A 16,795-nucleotide genomic window follows, 5' to 3' on the forward strand; every position below is an offset into this window, starting at 1 on the left:
GTAATCCTCATTCCGCAGCGATCCCTTCCATCCGGTCTTCCAGAGCGTCGGCCGCACGTTGCAGTGCGCCCAGTGTTTCGGCATCGGGCTGCCAATAGGCGCGGTCGTTGGCCTCAAGCAGGCGGTTTGCCATACGGCTTGACGCGACCGGGTTCAGGTCGGCCAGCCTGTTGCGCATGGTTTCGTCCAAGACGAAGGTTTCCGAAATACGCTGATACACCCAGGGTTCGACCTGACCGGTCGTAGCTGACCAGCCCAGTGTGTTGGTCACATGCGCTTCGATCTGGCGCACACCTTCGGCACCATGTTTCAGCAGGCCTTCGTAAAATTTCGGGTTCAGCGAGCGTGACCGGGTTTCCAGAGCCACCTGATCAGCCAGCGTGCGCACCTTACCGTCGCCGCGTGTCTGGTCACTGATGTAAACAGCAACATCTGAACCCCGCGCCCGGCGAACGGCGCGGGAAATGCCGCCCAGCGTGTCGAAGTAATGGTCAACAGTGGTAACGCCAAGCTCAACGGATTCGAGGTTCTGATAAGCAATTTCGACATCTTTCATCGTCTGTTGCAGCAGATCGGGGTTTTTGTGGGCCTTGCCTTTCGTGTCATAGGCAAACCCCTTGCGGGCCTCGTATGCGTCGGCCAGCTCGTCCTCATCCACAAAGGCCAGACTGTCGACCAGTTGATTGACGTTCGAACCATAGGCGCCTTCGGCATTCGAGAAGACGCGCAGTGCGGCCTCTCCCAACGACACATTCATGCGCTCGGCGTAAGCCAGTGAGTGCGCGCGGATAAAGTTCTGGTCCAACGGTTCATCGGCTTGCGCGGCCTTCAGCGCAGCCTCGGCCAGCAGGCGGGTTTGCAGGGGCAACAGATCGCGGAAAATACCCGAAAGCGTCATTACCACATCAATCCGCGGGCGGCCCAATTCAGGTAGAGGGATCAGGTCCGCGCCGCACAGACGGCCGAAGCTGTCAAACCGGGGTTTCGCGCCCATCAACGCCAACGCTTGCCCAATGGGGCCACCGTCGGATTTGATATTGTCGCTGCCCCAAAGAACCAAAGCCACGCTTCTCGGCACTGAGGCATGGGTTTTTAACAGCAACTCAGCCTGTTTCGCGCCGTCCTGACAGGCATAGGCCGTGGGCATTCGGAACGGATCAAACGCGTGGATGTTGCGGCCTGTTGGCAGAATATCGGGGTTGCGCAGCAGATCACCGCCGGGAACGGGGGTCGTGTACCGGCCATCCAAAGCCCGCATTAAGCCAGGTAGTTCGGTTTCCTGCGACAGTGCCGCGTCCATTTCCGCGCGATCAACCGCATCCAGATCGGGCAACAGGTCCAAGTAATCTGACCGCTCCTGATCGGTCATGGTCTGGCCGACCACGTGCAGACCTTCGGGGATCAGTGCGCCTTCGGTGTCCAAAAGGGTGTGCCACAGGGCAGCCGGGTCTGTCCCATCCATGTCAACGGCCTCGGCCTGATCGGCGATCAGCGTCTCAAGATCGGTCCGCTCTGTTGCATCAGGGGGCAGGGTGCGCCAACGGTTCAGGCTGTCCTTCAGTTCGGCCAAGCCTTTGTACAATCCCGCGCTTGAGAGCGGCGGCGTCAGATGGCTGACCGTTACGGCGCATGAGCGACGTTTGGCCAGCGAAGCCTCGGACGGATTGTTCGCGGCATAAAGGTAGATGTTCGGTAAGTCCCCGATCAGACGATCCGGCCAGTCCGCACCGCTGAGGCCCGTTTGCTTTCCGGGCATGAATTCCAACGCGCCATGCATACCGAAATGCAGCACTGCGTCTGCACCAAAACTGTTGCGCAGCCACAGATAGAACTGCGCAAAGGCGTGGGTTGGGGCAAAGCCATGCTCGAACAGCAGGCGCATCGGGTCGCCCTCATAGCCGAAACCCGGTTGCAGGCCGACAAAGATATTGCCGAATTGACGGCCAAGCACAAAGACATCCCGCCCGTCGGTCTGAACCCGTCCGGGGGCAGGGCCCCAGCTGGCCTCGATCTCTTTCAGCCATGGCGTATCACGCACGATATCGTCGGCACTGACCCTGGCGGCAACATTGGCCTCTTGCCCGTAAACTTCGGCAGTGCCGCCCAGTACGGCTTCGCGCAACTCGTCGACGGTTTCAGGCGGATCAAGGTCGTATCCTTCGGCCTTCAGCGCCTGCATCGTATTTAGCAAAGAGGCAAAGACATCCAGATGTGCCGCCGTTCCGGCAGCGCCCGCGTTGGGCGGGAATCCGAACAGGACAATGGCCAGTTTGCGGTCTTGCGGGTTGGACTTGCGCAGCGATGCCAACCTGTCCAGACGGGCCGCCAGCATGTCAACACGTTCCGGGCATGGGGCCATGGCCTTGCCGCCCTGCGATCCATCGTTGCTAACGCCGTGGCGACCGGCAAACACGGTGGGGCAGGTCGCCCCGTCCAACTCGGGCAGTGCTACGAGCATTGTGGTTTCAATTGGGCCAAGCCCTTGTTTTGAACCGGCCCACTGCTCAAGTGTCTGGAATTCAAGCGGGTGTGCCGAAACATAAGGAATATCAAGCTGTTCCAGTACTCTTACGGCGCTGTCATTGTCGTTATAGGCCGGGCCACCCACCAGCGAGAATCCGGTCAGCGATAGCAGCGCGTCGATTTTGCGCTCTCCGTTCGGTTGGAAAAACTGATCAATGGCCGGCCGGGCATCCAACCCACCCGCAAAAGCAGGGAGAGCTTTCAGGCCGCGCGCCTCAAGAGCACGGATCACGGCGTCGTAATGCGCGGTGTCTGAGCTGAGCACATACGACCGCATCATCAGAACGCCAACAGTCGCGTGCGGCTTTTTGGGGCCGGGCAGATCGTCAGGGTTCGTGGTGATTCGGCTCGGCAAGTCCTGGTGGTACAAACCGGTATCGGGATAGGCACGAGGCTCGGGGGCTTCGGCGTCTCGCCATTCGGGACGTGATGCGTATCGGCCGATCAGAAAGCGAATCATCGCTTCCATATTGTCGTCGGAACTGCCTAGCCAGTATTGCATGGTGATAAACCACGCGCGCAAATCCTGCGCTTTGCCGGGAATGAATTTCAGGATCTGCGGCAGGCGACGCAGGATCTTCATCTTGCGCTGGCCGGTATCGGACGAAGGTTTGGACGATCCGCGCAGACGCCGCAACAGTTTCAACGCGCCAGAGGTTGGCGCTGCCATGTCCAACACTCCCATCCGGGTCAGCTTGACGATCTGTGCGTCGGCGATGATGCCGATCATGGCGTCGCAACTGTCACGCCGGGCTTGCAGGCTGGGAAGGATTGCCAAAACATGTTCTTCCAGAAACAGCAGGTTGGCGATGACAATATCTGCCTGCGAAACCGCCTGTTTTGCCTTGTGGAGCGCTTCAGTGTCTTCACCCCATTCCGCAGCCGCGAAGACCTGAACCTCCAGTCCCGGAAAATCACGTTGCAGTGTCGAGAGGACGCGCGCGCAAGGGCCAGCGGCGTGGCTGTCCAGCGTCACGATCGCTACGCGATAGGGCCGATATGTCTGGCAGTCATCGCGCATAGTGGGCTTTCGCTTCGTACAGAGTTTCGACTGAGATTTGAGAGTCGCCACGGGCCTCGGCAAAGGCTTCGGTATTGCGACGCGCCTTGCCGCGCACGAAGAACGGAACCTTGCGCAGTTCACGCTCGGCCTCGTCCAGCCAGATGATCTGCGCGCCAATAGGGTCTGGAGCGTCGGAAACCTGCTTGGCCCCGTGTGCATGGTGCGAAGGGCCAGCGGCGTCGTTGAACTCGGGATCTTCGCGGAACATGTGAAGCAGGTGTTCCTCGAGCCCCATCACAAGCGGGTGGACCCAGGTGTCAAAGATGACATTAGCGCCTTCAACCCCCATCTGAGGCGAGTAACGCGCGGGGAAATCCTGAACATGCACCGGAGCTGAGATCACTGCGCAGGGAATGCCAAGGCGCTTGCCGATATGGCGTTCCATCTGAGTGCCGAGGATCAGTTCGGGTGCGAGGTTCGAAATCCTGCCTTCAACCTCAAGATAGTCGTCGCTGATCAGCGCCTCGACGCCGATATCCTTTGCCAGCGCGCGGATCGGACGGGCCATTTCGCGATTGAAGCAACCTATGCCGACAACCTCGAACCCCATTTCTTCGCGCGCGATCCGGGTGGCGGTGGCGACATGAGTGCCATCGCCGAAGATGAACACGCGCTTGCCGGTTAAATAGGTGCTGTCAACACTGGCCGAGTACCACGGCAGGCGCAGGCGATCCGTATCGAGACGCGGTATGCACCCGGTCAACGCAGCGACCTCTTCGACAAAATCCTTGGTGGCGCCAACCCCAATCGGGATAGTCCGTGTATAGGGCTGGTCCAGAGTACGCTCCATCCAGCGGCAGGCACTTTCACCGGTTTCTGGATACATCAACACGTTGAAATGTGCGGCACCCAGACGTGTGATGTCTGCTGGTGTTGCGCCATAGGGGGCAGTGACATTCACCTCAACACCCATGTCGTTCAGCAGAGCGGTAATTTCGGTAATGTCGTCGCGGTGCCGGAACCCAAGCGCGGTTGGCCCGATCAGGTTGCACGATACCCGAGCGCTCCGGTCTGTCGGCTTGGCAAGCGTACGCACGATCTGCAAAAAGGTCTCATCCGCCCCGAAATTCTCTTTCCGCTGATAGCTAGGCAATTCCAGCGGAATCACGGGGATCGGCAGGCCGAGGGCTGCGCCCAGGCCGCCGGGATCGTCCTGTATCAATTCGGCGGTGCAAGAGGCTCCGACAATCATGGCCTGCGGCTTGAACCTTTCGTATGCAGCCTGACAGGCATCGCGAAACAGTTTGGCCGTGTCGGACCCCAGATCACGCGCCTGGAAAGTCGTATATGTCACTGGCGGGCGATGATTGCGGCGCTCGATCATGGTAAATAGCAGATCGGCATAGGTATCGCCCTGCGGCGCGTGCAGGACATAGTGCAGGCCGTTCATCGCGGTGGCGACACGCATGGCTCCGACATGGGGCGGGCCTTCATATGTCCAGACTGAAAGTTTCATTCCGCCGCCACCTGCAACATCGCCCGTCGCCTGAGCGGGCGCGCAAACAGCCCGGCAAGATCGCCAGCCTGTTCGTAGAAGTGGATGGGTGAGAAGACCAGCTCGATCGCCCATTTGGTCGCCAGCCCTTCGGCCTCTAGTGGGTTGGCGAGGCCAAGACCGCAAACCGTCAGATCGGGACGCGCGGCGCGAACGCGGTCGAGTTGTTTTTCCACGTCCTGCCCTTCTGACAGGGTGGGGCAATCGGCAATCTGGGCCAGATCGCACCCAACCAGATCGCGATGGAGGTAAGGAGTGCCGACCTCTACCAACTCCATACCGCATTCACGCGACAGAAAGCGGGCAAGTGGAACCTCCAGCTGGCTGTCGGGCAAAAGAAAGACACGCTTTCCGTCCAACGGCTCGGACGCCTGCGCCACGGCCTTGCGCGCCCGAAGCCGTGCGGGTTCGGTCACGGCATCGACATGATCTGAAGAAATGCCGAACCGGGACGCGATGGCTTTTAACCAGGCTGTTGTCCCCTGTTCGCCGAATGGGAAGGGCGCGCTTACGGGGTGGGCGCCCCGACGGACCAAAATGTCATATGTCTCGCCCAGGAAGGGCTGTACAAAGGCAACGTGTGTGTTCGGGCCGATGCCGAATTCCTCATCGCTGGATCGGTTGGGCAAGAGCCTGACGTCCTTCACTCCAATCCTGTCCAGCAGGTCCAGCATCTGATCCTGCACCACGTCGGGCAGTCCACCTGCAATCACTAGCCCTGCTGTGTCACTTGAGGGCATTGCGGCCACCATCGCCGCAAGGCAGCTATCCTCGCCCTGGGTAAACGTCGTTTCGATCCCTGAACCTGTGAAGTTCAGAACTCTGATCTTTGGCGCGTAGCGGGCATTCAGGCGTTCGGCAGCCTTGGCGAGATCCAGCTTAATCACCTCGGATGGGCAGGACCCGACAAGGAATAAACGACGAATGTCAGCGCGCCTTGACAGTAGACGGTCGACCTCGCGGTCGATTTCGTCCTGTGCGTCGGACATTCCGGCTAGGTCTGTTTCCTCAAGAATCGCGGTGCCAAAGCGCGGCTCGGCAAAAATCATCACACCCGCGGCGCTTTGAAGAAGGTGGGCGCAGGTGCGGGATCCAACAACCAGAAAGAAGGAATCCGGCATCATCCGGTGCAGCCAGATAATCGAGGTCAAGCCGCAGAAAACCTCATGCTGTCCGCGCTCACGCAGGACCGGTGTTTGGGTGCAGCCCTTGGATATCTGGCCGGGCGTTGTCATGCGGGTACCTGCATCTGCAGCCGCGCGCGGCGCAGTTTCAAAAGAAACTGGCCAGCGTTGATAACATACACAAGATAAGCTGCCAGCGTCAGCAGCATCAGTTGCGCCGGCGTCAGCCAACCAGTTGAAAGGGCGACCAAATACGCCGTGTGCAGCGCAATGACCAAAAAGCTGACCACGTCTTCCCAGAAGAAGGCAGGCGCCAGCAAGTACTGCCCGAAGACAACCTTTTCCCAGATCGCCCCTGTGATCATGATCAGGTAGAGAACGAGAGTTTTCAGGACAATTGAAACCGTGGCGATTGCGTAGCCTTCGCCGGTCGCAAGATAGCGCACCACCAACGCAAGCGAGACGAGAAACACCGCGAATTGCAGTGGCGCGAGAACGCCCTGAACGGTCGTCCAATATGTGCTGTCCCGGCGCGCCAGTTGGTCAGGAGTGTAAAGCTGGTGCGTTCCAGGCGTGTTCATGGCTGATTGCGCCACGATGGCCTCCCTGCTGAACTTCCATCTCAGCGTAGAGGGCTTAACGGGAATGTGTCAATTAAAACTTACACTTTCGAATTGACGGATTCGCGGTGCTATTTCTGGCGCCTAATTTATGGGCGGAGATATAACTGTATGTTTTGGATGTATAAAATATTGATGCGCACCTGTTGACGACAAAGATATCCACATTATGTCTACTTTATTTGACAAATAACCCGGCTTGACCCAGACTGATATCAAGCCGTTTGAATGTGTCGATACCGATTCCAGCGGCTTTTCTTTAGCAAGGATTGGATAATCCAATGCCCCCAGTCGATCCGTTTGAAGGCAGTCGACCGCTGAATCAAAATCAACTGGAAGCATTTGCAAAGCGGGTGCTGAAATCCTTGGACTCTCATCCGCAGAATCCGTCGTCTCTGAATTTAGGTTCGATAACGGATTGGCTCTATGCGCACGTCATTTCCCCGGTTCCGTTCTCGTTTGAAGAAACACTTTGTTTTCTGGAGGAAACCGGTGTGCCTTCGTCTGAAATAATCGATATTTGTATCCCCGAGGCCGCCTGTCGCGCAGGTCAGGCATGGGTGGATGACGAAGCGAGCTTTGCCAATGTTACGTTGGCGTCCTCGCGCTTATATGCAATTTGCAAGGCTCTTTCCGAAACATGGGAGATGCGCCCGCGCCGCACTGGGCAACCCACCGTTCTGGTTGTAATTGCACCGGGTGAGCAGCACATGATCGGGTCCGTTGTCGCTGCATCGCAACTGCGGCGGATGGGCTGTTCGGTTCAATTGCTGGGGGGCGCTACGCCGAAAGAGGCCATCGCGTGCATCAAGCGGGGCGCGTTCGATGCGGTCCTAATTTCTTGCGCGGGAAGTCAGGCTCTTGACAATGCTGTGAATTTAATAGCACGTATTCGATCAGAAATAGACCAGCCGCCACGACTGGTCATCGGCGGGGCGATAGAAAAGCAAGTGAAGTTGACTTCAGTAAGTACAGGGGCGGATTTAGTAACATCCGATTTTGAGGTCGCTCTTGCTGGTCTGACAAATGCCAGGAGTTCCACGGAACCGCTGGCGGCTCAATAAAATGACTTCCGGTAAGCCAAACCCCTGGCAGATCGCGGCATTGCCGATGATCGAGCCAGAGTTTTTGTCCGGCGTTCTGTCCGAGGCATCTGACATCGCGTTGATTGTGGATCCGGAAGGTGTGGTCATGGCTGCTCTGGTCAATGAAACAGGGTCTCCGTATGGCAGTCTGGATCATTGGATTGGCAAAAAGCTTACAAATTTTCTGACCGAAGAGTGTATTCCCAAGTTGGACCGCATACTTGAGCGAAGTTCGCGGGATGAAAAAGTTCAGCGTGTCGAGCTGAACCATCGCGACAAAGTGGTGTGGCAATATCCTGTTCGGTATTCGATCCATCCGGTCGGCCACAGCGAGCGGGCCATTTTGATGCTGGGGCGCGATCTGCGGCAAGTCGCTGAAACTCAACAACAATTGGTTCAGGCCCAATTCGCGCTTGAGCAGGGATATGAAGAGCGGCGCGAGTATGACGCGCGTTACCGCATGTTGATGTCAGTCGCGCGCGAGGCGTTTGTTCTGGTGTCTGTCGCGGATGGTCGGATTCGGGATTTGAACGATGCCGCCGCGCATATTTTGGGTGCGGCAAAGGACCAGTTGCAGGGACAGCCCTTTGCAAATGAGTTCAAGGATCGCGGGCGCGCCGAGTTTGTTCAGAACATTCTGGCCCTCGCTTTGTCCGAAGTGGATGCCGAGGTCACCATTCAAACCAAGCGTACCCGCAACGAGGTCACGATCACACCAATCAGCTTTCGCGCTGGCGGGGCGCGTATGCTGATCTGTCGGTTAGAGGCCGGCACATCCGAAGAACATGCCAGCGACAAGCTTTCGGATAATTTGGTGCGCCTGTTCCGCCATGGACCCGAGGCGATTGTGTTTACCGACAGTAACGGGGTCGTTCAGTCGGCGAATGATGCGTTTATGAGGCTGGTGGACTTTGCGCATCACGTTGACGTGCGCGGGACAAGCTTGGCCGAGTATATGTCGCGCGGCCAGATCGACCTGAATGTGATGCTGGACAACGCCATTAAGACGGGTCGAATGTCCGCTTATTCGACCAAGTTCTGCAATGATGTTGGGGTGTGGACGGCTGCCGAAGTTTCGGTGTCATATCTGAATAAACGCTCTACTCCGACGGTTGCCTTTGTGATCCGCGACGCGACGCGGTCCGAAGCAATGCGTACGCCTGCGCAGGGAAGTTCAAACATGGCGGGCGAGGATGTTGTGGATCTGGTTGGATCGGCCCATCTGAAAGACATCGTATCCCAGACAACAGATGTTATTGAACGTATCTGCATCGAAACGGCAATTGAGTTAACGGGCAACAACCGTGCCGCCGCAGCCGAGATGCTGGGGCTTTCGCGTCAAAGTCTTTACGTCAAGCTACACAAGCTTGGTATTCAGGAAAAACAGGACGGCGACTAGCCGCGTTTTTCTTGCATCGACTCAAGTTGTCAATCAAGATTGACACATGAGCGCAAATTCAAATTTACAAATGTCCTCGTGGCCGCAACCTCTGGCTGCCCTTGAGTTGATCAAGCCAATTACATGGTTTCCGCCGATGTGGGCGTTCCTGTGCGGAGTGATATCCTCGGGCGGTGCGCTGACTGGAAACGTGGGACTGATTGCGTTGGGATTGATCCTCGCGGGACCAATTGTCTGTGGGATGAGCCAAGCTGCGAATGACTGGTGCGACCGCCATGTCGACAAGATAAACGAACCGCATCGCCCAATTCCATCGGGCCGCATCCCCGGATTGTGGGGCGCGTGGATCGCTATCGCGATGAGCGTGCTGGCCTTGGCCGTTAGCTGGCAGTTGGGTCCGTGGGGATTTGGCGCCACCGTCTTCGGTGTTCTGGCGGCTTGGGCCTATTCGGCCGAGCCTGTGCGATTGAAACGGTCAGGCTGGTGGGGGCCGGGACTTGTGGCGTTGTGCTATGAGGGGCTGCCTTGGTTTACAGGCGCGGCCATCCTGTCCGCCGGGGCACCGTCGGTTCAGGTTTTCGGTATCGCTGCTCTGTACGCGCTTGGGGCACATGGGATCATGACCTTGAATGATTTCAAGGCGTTGGAAGGGGATCGTAAGCTGGGAATTAATTCGCTCCCGGTCACGTTGGGCCCGGATCGCGCTGCACGTTTGGCCTGTGTGGTGATGATTGTCCCGCAGATTGCGGTCATTGCGTTGCTGTTCTTGTGGGGCAAGCCAGCCTTTGCAGTGGCCATATTCGCGGCGTTGATTGGGCAGGTCTTGGCCATGCGGGTTCTGTTGCGGGACCCAAAGGCGCGTGCCCCTTGGTATAACGGGACGGGCGTTTCCCTATATGTCAGTGGTATGATGATCGCGGCCTTTGGTCTGCGTGGATTGGAGGCCGCACTATGACCCGCGCCAAAAACCTCTCGTGGATCGGAATTGTGCGTCTGGGGCTGGTTCAGATGTGTTTGGGCAGTATCGTTGTTCTGACCACCTCGACACTGAACCGGTTGATGGTGGTGGAACTTGCGTTGCCTGCAATTCTACCGGGCCTGTTGGTGGGGCTGCACTACGGCATCCAGATCTCTCGCCCTCATTGGGGCGTCTTGTCGGATGCAACCGGTCGGCGGACCCCTTGGATTGTCCTAGGAATGGCCATTCTCGTGCTTGGCGCTTTGGGTGCGGCTTTTGGTATCCCGTTGTTTAATCAAAGCTTTTGGGCTGCATTGACACTGTCCATCCTGTCCTACACGGCTATAGGGCTGGGTGTTGGTGCATCCGGCACGTCGCTGCTGGCCTTATTGGCCACTACAACAGAGCCGCGTCGCCGCGCAGCGGCCGCGACGATCACATGGCTGATGATGATCGCCGGTATCGCGATCACTGCAGCCTCGGTCGGCGCGATGCTTGATCCGTATAGCCCAAGGCGGCTGTTGATCATCGTGGCCTTGGTCGGGGCAGGTGCTGTGGTGCTGACCTCTCTTGCCGTCTGGCGTGTTGAGGTCGGAGTCTCCGCCCAGCCATCGGCCGCAAAACCCCGTTTCCGCGCAGCGTTGCGCGAGGTCTGGGCAGACGACGCTGCGCGGCGGTTCACTGTATTTGTGTTTCTGTCGATGACTGCTTTCTTCATGCAGGAATTGATCCTCGAACCCTATGCCGGTTTGGTCTTCGGGTTCACGCCGGGTGAGTCCACGTCGCTTTCCGGCGCGCAGAATGGCGGAGTTTTCCTAGGCATGCTGTCAGTTGGCATTGCGGTCACCGGCCTGAAAATCGGATCGCTGCGCGGTTGGGTCGTGGCAGGGTGCCTAGGCTCTGCGGCGAGCTTGGGCGCAACCAGTGCAATGGGCCAGATAGGGCCGGATGCTCCGCTTGTACTTGCGGTGGTGGTGCTTGGGTTTTTCAACGGCATGTTTGCCGTCGCGGCGATCGGCGCAATGATGGAACTGGCCGGTGAAAAAGCCCAAGGGCAGGAAGGGACGCGCATGGGTTTGTGGGGCGCAGCGCAAGCCATTGCCGCCGGGTTCGGAGGTTTGGTCGGCGCAGCGGCCGCTGACTTGTTCCGGTCGGTGATGCCGGATGCAACCGCATTTGGCGCTGTATTTCTGGCCGAAGCCGCACTGTTCGTAGCCGCTGCCATTCTGGCTGCACAAGTCATTCACGAAACACGGCGCGAAACGCGCGTCGTTGCGGGAGAATAGCCATGTATGATGTCGTCGTTGTCGGAGGAGGCCCAGCTGGGGCAACAGCCGCCGAGGATCTGGCAAAAGCGGGCCACAAGGTCTGTATGCTGGATCGGGACGGGCGGATCAAACCTTGCGGCGGCGCCATCCCGCCGCGCCTGATCGAAGACTACAATATCCCCGACGCGCAGCTGGTGGCCAAGATCAACACGGCGCGCATGATTTCCCCAACCGGCCGGCAGGTGGATATTGCCATCGAAAACGGTTTTGTCGGCATGGTGGACCGGGAGCATTTTGACGAGTACCTGCGGGGCCGTGCGCAATCAGCCGGAGCAGACCGTTGCACGGGAACATTCCTTAGGATCGAACGGGATGAGGCTGGACCCAAGGTCATCTATCGGGACAAGCAAACACGCGAAGAACGCACACTACCCACGCGTTTGATCATAGGGGCTGACGGAGCGCGATCAGATGTTGCACGGGCTGAGGTGCCCGGCGGCGACACCATCCCATATGTGATCGCCTATCATGAGATCATCGAAGCGCCAGAGGCGGTGAGTGCCTATGACCCAACCCGGTGTGACGTGGTCTATGACGGTGCGATCTCGCCTGATTTTTACGGCTGGGTGTTTCCGCACGGTCGGACCGCCAGCGTTGGTATGGGCACCGGGATCAACGGGTTCGATCTGAAAAAGGCCACTAAGGATTTGCGCTTCGCGTCTGGTTTGGGAGAGTGTCGTACAATCCGTCACGAAGGCGCGCCGATCCCTCTCAAGCCGTTGGAACGGTGGGACAATGGGCGTGATGTTGTTCTGGCCGGGGACGCGGCAGGCGTTGTCGCCCCGAGCTCGGGCGAAGGAATTTACTATGCCATGGTCGGCGGTACGGTCGCGGCCACGGCAGCACAGGCCTGTCTGGCCTCGGGTAAGGCCGCTGACCTGAAACTTGCGCGGCGGTTGTTCCTGAAAGAGCACAAAACGGTCTTCCGCGTGCTGGCATCGATGCAGAATGCCTATTACCGCTCGGACGATCGACGTGAGAGGTTTGTCTCGCTGTGTCATGACATTGACGTGCAGCGCCTGACGTTCGAGGCTTATATGAACAAGAAACTTGTCAAGGCGCGGCCAATGGCGCATCTGCGTATCGGATTGAAAAACCTGGCACATCTGACCGGTCTGGTCAGAGCGGAATACGTATGACCATGATGATCCCTGCCTGGGTCGACGGCGAGTTAAAACCCGTCGAAAAGCTAAAGGTGCATCAACTTGGCCTACGCCACAAAGCAGTATCCGTCTTTGTCTTGCGCGGTCCAAACCTGTTGCTGCAGCAGCGAGCCGCAGGCAAATATCACACGCCGGGTTTGTGGGCGAATACCTGTTGTACGCATCCGCAATGGGGAGAAGACCCCAAAACCTGCGCTATCCGGCGTCTGAGCGAAGAGATGGGGATCACGGGCCTTTCGGCTGAGTATTCGACAGCGCTTGAATACCGTGCCGACGTGGGGCAGGGGCTAATCGAGCATGAGGTCGTAGATGTTTTCCGTGCTGAGGCCGCTGAGGACACAACAATCTGCCCAAACCCAGAGGAGGTCTCAGCCCATCGCTGGGTCCACCTAAACGACTTGAGTGCAGAGATTGCGCACGAACCGGAGAAGTTCACACCATGGTTGCGAATTTATCTGGACCACCACGCATCGGCAATTCTGGGGTCGGCTTTGATGGCTGACCTGTCTCCATGAAACAATCTTTGGTTATTCGAATTTTGGGTTGTACAGCATCCGCCGCCGGCCCGAGATGACCGAGGTTTTCCAAAGTTTGTCCACCAACAATCCAAAACGGCAAAATGCGGTGAGACATAAAGCGTATCCCGGACAAGGCTGCGCGTTTGGTGCGGTGCTTGGTCAATAGGGGTCAATACAGCCCGCGCGAGATCGGCTTGCGATTTGCATTGGCGTTTGGGTCCATGTCAGGTAGCAGAAACCTGGAATGGTTGCGCAGGATCTTGAGGCCCATATTCGGCTGGTCACGGTTAACTGGGTTTCCGTTTCGACTTTTGCAGGTACATGCTCAACGTCGGCCATGATCATTAGGGCATTTCGCGCGGCCCCGAAGGGCGCGAAAGATGTGCGACTGACAACAATACCCCTCCCTGTTTCTTGGGCATCTTGGCATAGACTGCCTCGACGTCCTTCGGGATACGCGCCGCGCGGTCAAATAGCGCAAGTTGAGTTGTCTCAGCTTTTTTCGTGTAGGTGACCATTAGTGCGGTGTCGCTTGCATCCAGTCCACAATAGCCAAATCCAGCCGAAAAGACCGAACTACAACTGCTGATAAGAACACGCGAATGCTCGCTGCGGGCTTAACGACATGCCAGATTTTCGAATTATTCGTCTGATCGATGCTGTCACCCTATCCAAGGTGTTGCTACTGCGCGAGCAGAGCGAAATCGCCAAACACGCGCGTCCCGTCGACAAGAGAGCTGAAGTGCTCTTTCGACCCGCGCAGGTGGGAACCGTTCAACTCAAATGGCTTAGACATTGTTTCAGCCGATGAATGCACCTTGGGACACAGGCTTGATTTGGTGCCGTGGTATGTCACTATGCTAGCTGCGATGGCTTATTTTCATAACGACACCGGGTTTCTTTCTGGCATCGATGGCGCGGACTGCTCTGCGATCATCCAGTCCTTGTCGGACAAGAACGCAACATATCTTCGGCGGCGCAGGCTTTTGGATGGGCCTGACGCGCATGCCAAAGATTTGGTGATCGAATGCGCAGAGGACATCCGGCAAAACAATAGTCAGGCATTTGTTGATCTGCTGCTGACGCAGGTATCGGAGAACGTGTCAGAGCAGACGATTTTCACACTACTCGTGGCCGGTTGGCTGGAACTGCAACGTGGGCAGTGGCAGGCAACGGAAACGTTGGGGCGCGAGGTCGTCAGCCGCGATCATCACGATCTGATGGCGCAGAGGCTTATTGATGCCGCCCGCGAGACATCGCGGGATCTGGAAACGGAAGCTGACCGCTGGCTTCAGACGCGCACCTGCCCCGTACCGTTTCGCGATATGGAAACGCGGGTCAATGGTGAGGTGCATTTTTGTTGCTCGGCATGGCAACCCGTTCCAATCGGGCGCTTGGAAACTGCGGACGAGGGTGGGTTCTGGAATTCCGACCGTGCGCGTGAAATCAGGCGATCGGTCCGTGACGGCGACTTTTCACATTGCAGCCGATGGCATTGTCCACAAATCGCCGGTCGCAGGTTGCCAGCACGCACCCCGGAAACACAAGATGCAAAACTGGAGTTAGAGAAGGGTCCAGATAGGGTCATCCTGTCTCATGACCGGTCCTGTAATATTTCTTGCCCCAGTTGCCGCACCAAGCTGATCAACCTGCCGCATAAAAACACGGAACGTCTGAACAAAGTTTTTGAAGAGCGCCTTCTGCCACTTGTCAGTAAGGCGAAGAAAATCAAAGTGACTGGTTCCGGTGATCCGTTCGGCAGCAGGCATTTCCGTCATGTCCTGGCGCAACTGACCGCAGCGGGTCAGCCTGGCCGACGCATTCAACTGCACACAAACGGTTTGCTGGCCAATGAAAGGGCATGGAACGATCTTGGTCTTTGGGGCCACGTATCATCGGTTTGGGTGTCGATTGACGCGGCGGAACCCGACACCTACAGCGTGCTTCGCCGAGGTGGTGACTTTGCCACGCTCAAGAAGAACCTGCGCTTCCTCGGGAATCTGAACGCGCGTGGAGATATCGATACACTGCGCTTTGATTTCGTTGTTCAGGCCGCAAACTTCAGAGAGATGCCCGCATTTGCTGACCTCGCTCATGAAATGAACGCAGATGGGATTTACTTTCTAAGGCTGCGCAATTGGGGGCATGTCACACCGCAGGAGTTCAAAAATCAAGATGTGTGCTCATCTGATCATCCTGAGCACGAAGACCTGTTGACCGTGCTTTCTGACGAGCGCTTGGCGTGGAGCGGCGTGGACCTTGGCAGCTTGAACTCAATCTAGATTCTACAGTTCCTTTCGAATCAAAATATCGCCAAGACATGAACAATAATCCTTTGTGCATCGAATTGGGTCGCTAGGAAGATCAATGTCTTCACCCAGATACCCGATCACGCCGCCGACGCCACAGACCCCCCGTAAGACCGCGCCATTTCCTCTGACTCGCAGAGACTCTAGCCCGACATTGCAATTATAGTCCCGCCAGCGGTTCATCCCCCTGAGAATGAATTCATTCGGTGGCAGCGTTTCACTGTGTCCTGTCCGGGTGGTTGCACGCATCAATGACCTTGGCTTTTCTCCAACCAGAATTTGCTTTGAGGGCAAACCCTTGGACAGAGCCCGAAGCTGATCTTCGGTATAATCATAAAGTTTCGATCCAAAATCCTGTCGCAATGGCTTCAACGATATCGTCGCTGTCGGTAGTGCAGCGCGCAGTTCCTGCGCATCCTGAAAAATTTTATCAAATCGAGCCGGGTCCATAGTGACATTGATATGAACGCTTATGCGGTTGGCCATCATGGCAGCCACTTGGATAAAGTGGTCGAGTTCCGCAAATTCAGAATGATAAGTCAGGATAACGTTGTTCAAACAACTATTTATCTTTTCCCAGAACCGAAGCGTACGCGATGCATTGCTGATCAGGCTGACTTTGAAATCCATCCCGGACGCGTGGCGCAGCAAATCGATGATGCGGGGATGCATCGTGGGCTCACCACCGGTGAACTGAAGCCAGACAATCTTGTCTCTTTCAGTCACGTAGTGTTCCCTCATCTGATGGTACAGATGAAAAATATCACTGGTCTTCTGCCACTTGATTGATCCGTCATGCAACGATTTTGGACAATAGCTGCATGCATAACTGCAGGAATTGCCCAACATCCAGTCCACCACAACGATCTTTCCATACATGGGATCGGAGTGTTCGATCAGAGTAAAAACGTCACTTTCGTTTTGAATAGCTTCCATAAAAATCCGGTCACTCTTTATGATGTCGCAGCCTCCGACCCAAGCGCGAGCCTGTGGCACTTACCAATGATCTCAGTCTAGCTTGAATTCCGTTCCCGGACAAAATGTTTACCGAGTGGTGCGCGCGACTTTTTTACGGTTGCAACGCATCAGAATTCGGGCCGATGGGGCATGCCTGCGTGATCATAATACGAGGTCAGCGCCGTTGACTTGTTTTCGTATGCACCTCTTTTTATAATCTATATATAAAATTTTTGAATTTATGACATTTAGG

13 protein-coding genes are annotated in these 16,795 nt (G+C 56.9%); 7 read left to right on the top strand and 6 right to left on the bottom strand.

Annotation, left to right across the window (positions count from 1 at the left end):
* Positions 1-7: 7 nt before the first annotated feature.
* The 4 genes from AVO44_RS06470 to bchF are packed head-to-tail and all read right to left on the bottom strand — an operon-like array spanning position 8 to position 6,786.
* Positions 8-3,544 (bottom strand): magnesium chelatase subunit H, encoded by a 3,537-nt coding sequence (locus AVO44_RS06470; RefSeq protein WP_068334286.1) that lies wholly within the window; start codon positions 3,542-3,544, stop codon positions 8-10.
* Positions 3,534-5,042 carry a ferredoxin:protochlorophyllide reductase (ATP-dependent) subunit B gene (gene bchB, locus AVO44_RS06475; protein WP_068334291.1) on the bottom strand — a complete coding sequence of 503 codons (1,509 nt, stop codon included), beginning with the start codon at positions 5,040-5,042 and terminating at the stop codon, positions 3,534-3,536. Before bchB ends, AVO44_RS06470 begins: the two co-directional genes overlap by 11 nt.
* Positions 5,039-6,316, bottom strand: coding sequence for a ferredoxin:protochlorophyllide reductase (ATP-dependent) subunit N (locus AVO44_RS06480; RefSeq protein WP_068334294.1), 1,278 nt, complete (start codon positions 6,314-6,316; stop codon positions 5,039-5,041). Before AVO44_RS06480 ends, bchB begins: the two co-directional genes overlap by 4 nt.
* Complete coding sequence (bchF, locus tag AVO44_RS06485; protein ID WP_068334297.1) at positions 6,313-6,786, bottom strand: 2-vinyl bacteriochlorophyllide hydratase; 474 nt, start codon at positions 6,784-6,786, stop codon at positions 6,313-6,315. Before bchF ends, AVO44_RS06480 begins: the two co-directional genes overlap by 4 nt.
* A gap of 320 nt (positions 6,787-7,106) precedes the next feature.
* Here bchF and AVO44_RS06490 point away from each other — a divergent pair, with 320 nt between their 5' ends.
* Genes AVO44_RS06490 through idi form a run of 6 tightly spaced genes read left to right on the top strand, consistent with a single transcriptional unit; the run spans position 7,107 to position 13,273 of the window.
* A complete protein-coding gene (locus tag AVO44_RS06490; protein ID WP_068334299.1) occupies positions 7,107-7,889 on the top strand; it encodes a cobalamin B12-binding domain-containing protein in 783 nt (260 codons plus the stop codon).
* 1 nt (position 7,890) lies between these two features.
* Entirely contained in the window at positions 7,891-9,309 is a 1,419-nt protein-coding gene (gene ppsR, locus AVO44_RS06495; protein WP_068334301.1) for a transcriptional regulator PpsR, read from the top strand.
* A gap of 46 nt (positions 9,310-9,355) precedes the next feature.
* On the top strand, positions 9,356-10,264 hold the full coding sequence (gene chlG / locus AVO44_RS06500; RefSeq protein ID WP_068334303.1) for a chlorophyll synthase ChlG: 909 nt from the start codon (positions 9,356-9,358) through the stop codon (positions 10,262-10,264).
* Entirely contained in the window at positions 10,261-11,553 is a 1,293-nt protein-coding gene (locus tag AVO44_RS06505) for a BCD family MFS transporter (protein WP_068334305.1), read from the top strand. Before chlG ends, AVO44_RS06505 begins: the two co-directional genes overlap by 4 nt.
* A 2-nt stretch (positions 11,554-11,555) precedes the next feature.
* Positions 11,556-12,734: a geranylgeranyl diphosphate reductase gene (locus AVO44_RS06510; protein ID WP_068334307.1), complete on the top strand. Its 1,179-nt coding sequence runs from the start codon at positions 11,556-11,558 to the stop codon at positions 12,732-12,734.
* A complete protein-coding gene (idi, locus tag AVO44_RS06515) occupies positions 12,731-13,273 on the top strand; it encodes an isopentenyl-diphosphate Delta-isomerase (RefSeq protein ID WP_099045651.1) in 543 nt (180 codons plus the stop codon). The genes AVO44_RS06510 and idi overlap by 4 nt, the downstream gene beginning before the upstream one ends.
* Before the next feature lie 347 nt (positions 13,274-13,620).
* On the opposite strand, the gene AVO44_RS21260 is transcribed toward idi, so the two are convergent.
* On the bottom strand, positions 13,621-13,794 hold the full coding sequence (locus AVO44_RS21260) for a hypothetical protein (protein ID WP_169794837.1): 174 nt from the start codon (positions 13,792-13,794) through the stop codon (positions 13,621-13,623).
* A 351-nt stretch (positions 13,795-14,145) separates the two neighbouring features.
* On the opposite strand from AVO44_RS21260, the gene AVO44_RS06520 reads away from it, so the two are divergent.
* Positions 14,146-15,558 (top strand): radical SAM/SPASM domain-containing protein, encoded by a 1,413-nt coding sequence (locus AVO44_RS06520; protein ID WP_157769939.1) that lies wholly within the window; start codon positions 14,146-14,148, stop codon positions 15,556-15,558.
* Positions 15,559-15,561: 3 nt separating this feature from the next.
* Here the strand turns inward: AVO44_RS06520 and AVO44_RS06525 are convergent, their stop codons facing one another.
* Positions 15,562-16,521 carry a radical SAM protein gene (locus AVO44_RS06525; protein ID WP_068334311.1) on the bottom strand — a complete coding sequence of 320 codons (960 nt, stop codon included), beginning with the start codon at positions 16,519-16,521 and terminating at the stop codon, positions 15,562-15,564.
* Positions 16,522-16,795: the final 274 nt, after the last annotated feature.

Origin of the sequence: Ruegeria profundi, from assembly GCF_001507545.1 — a bacterium.
In the GTDB taxonomy this organism is placed as follows: domain Bacteria; phylum Pseudomonadota; class Alphaproteobacteria; order Rhodobacterales; family Rhodobacteraceae; genus Ruegeria; species Ruegeria profundi.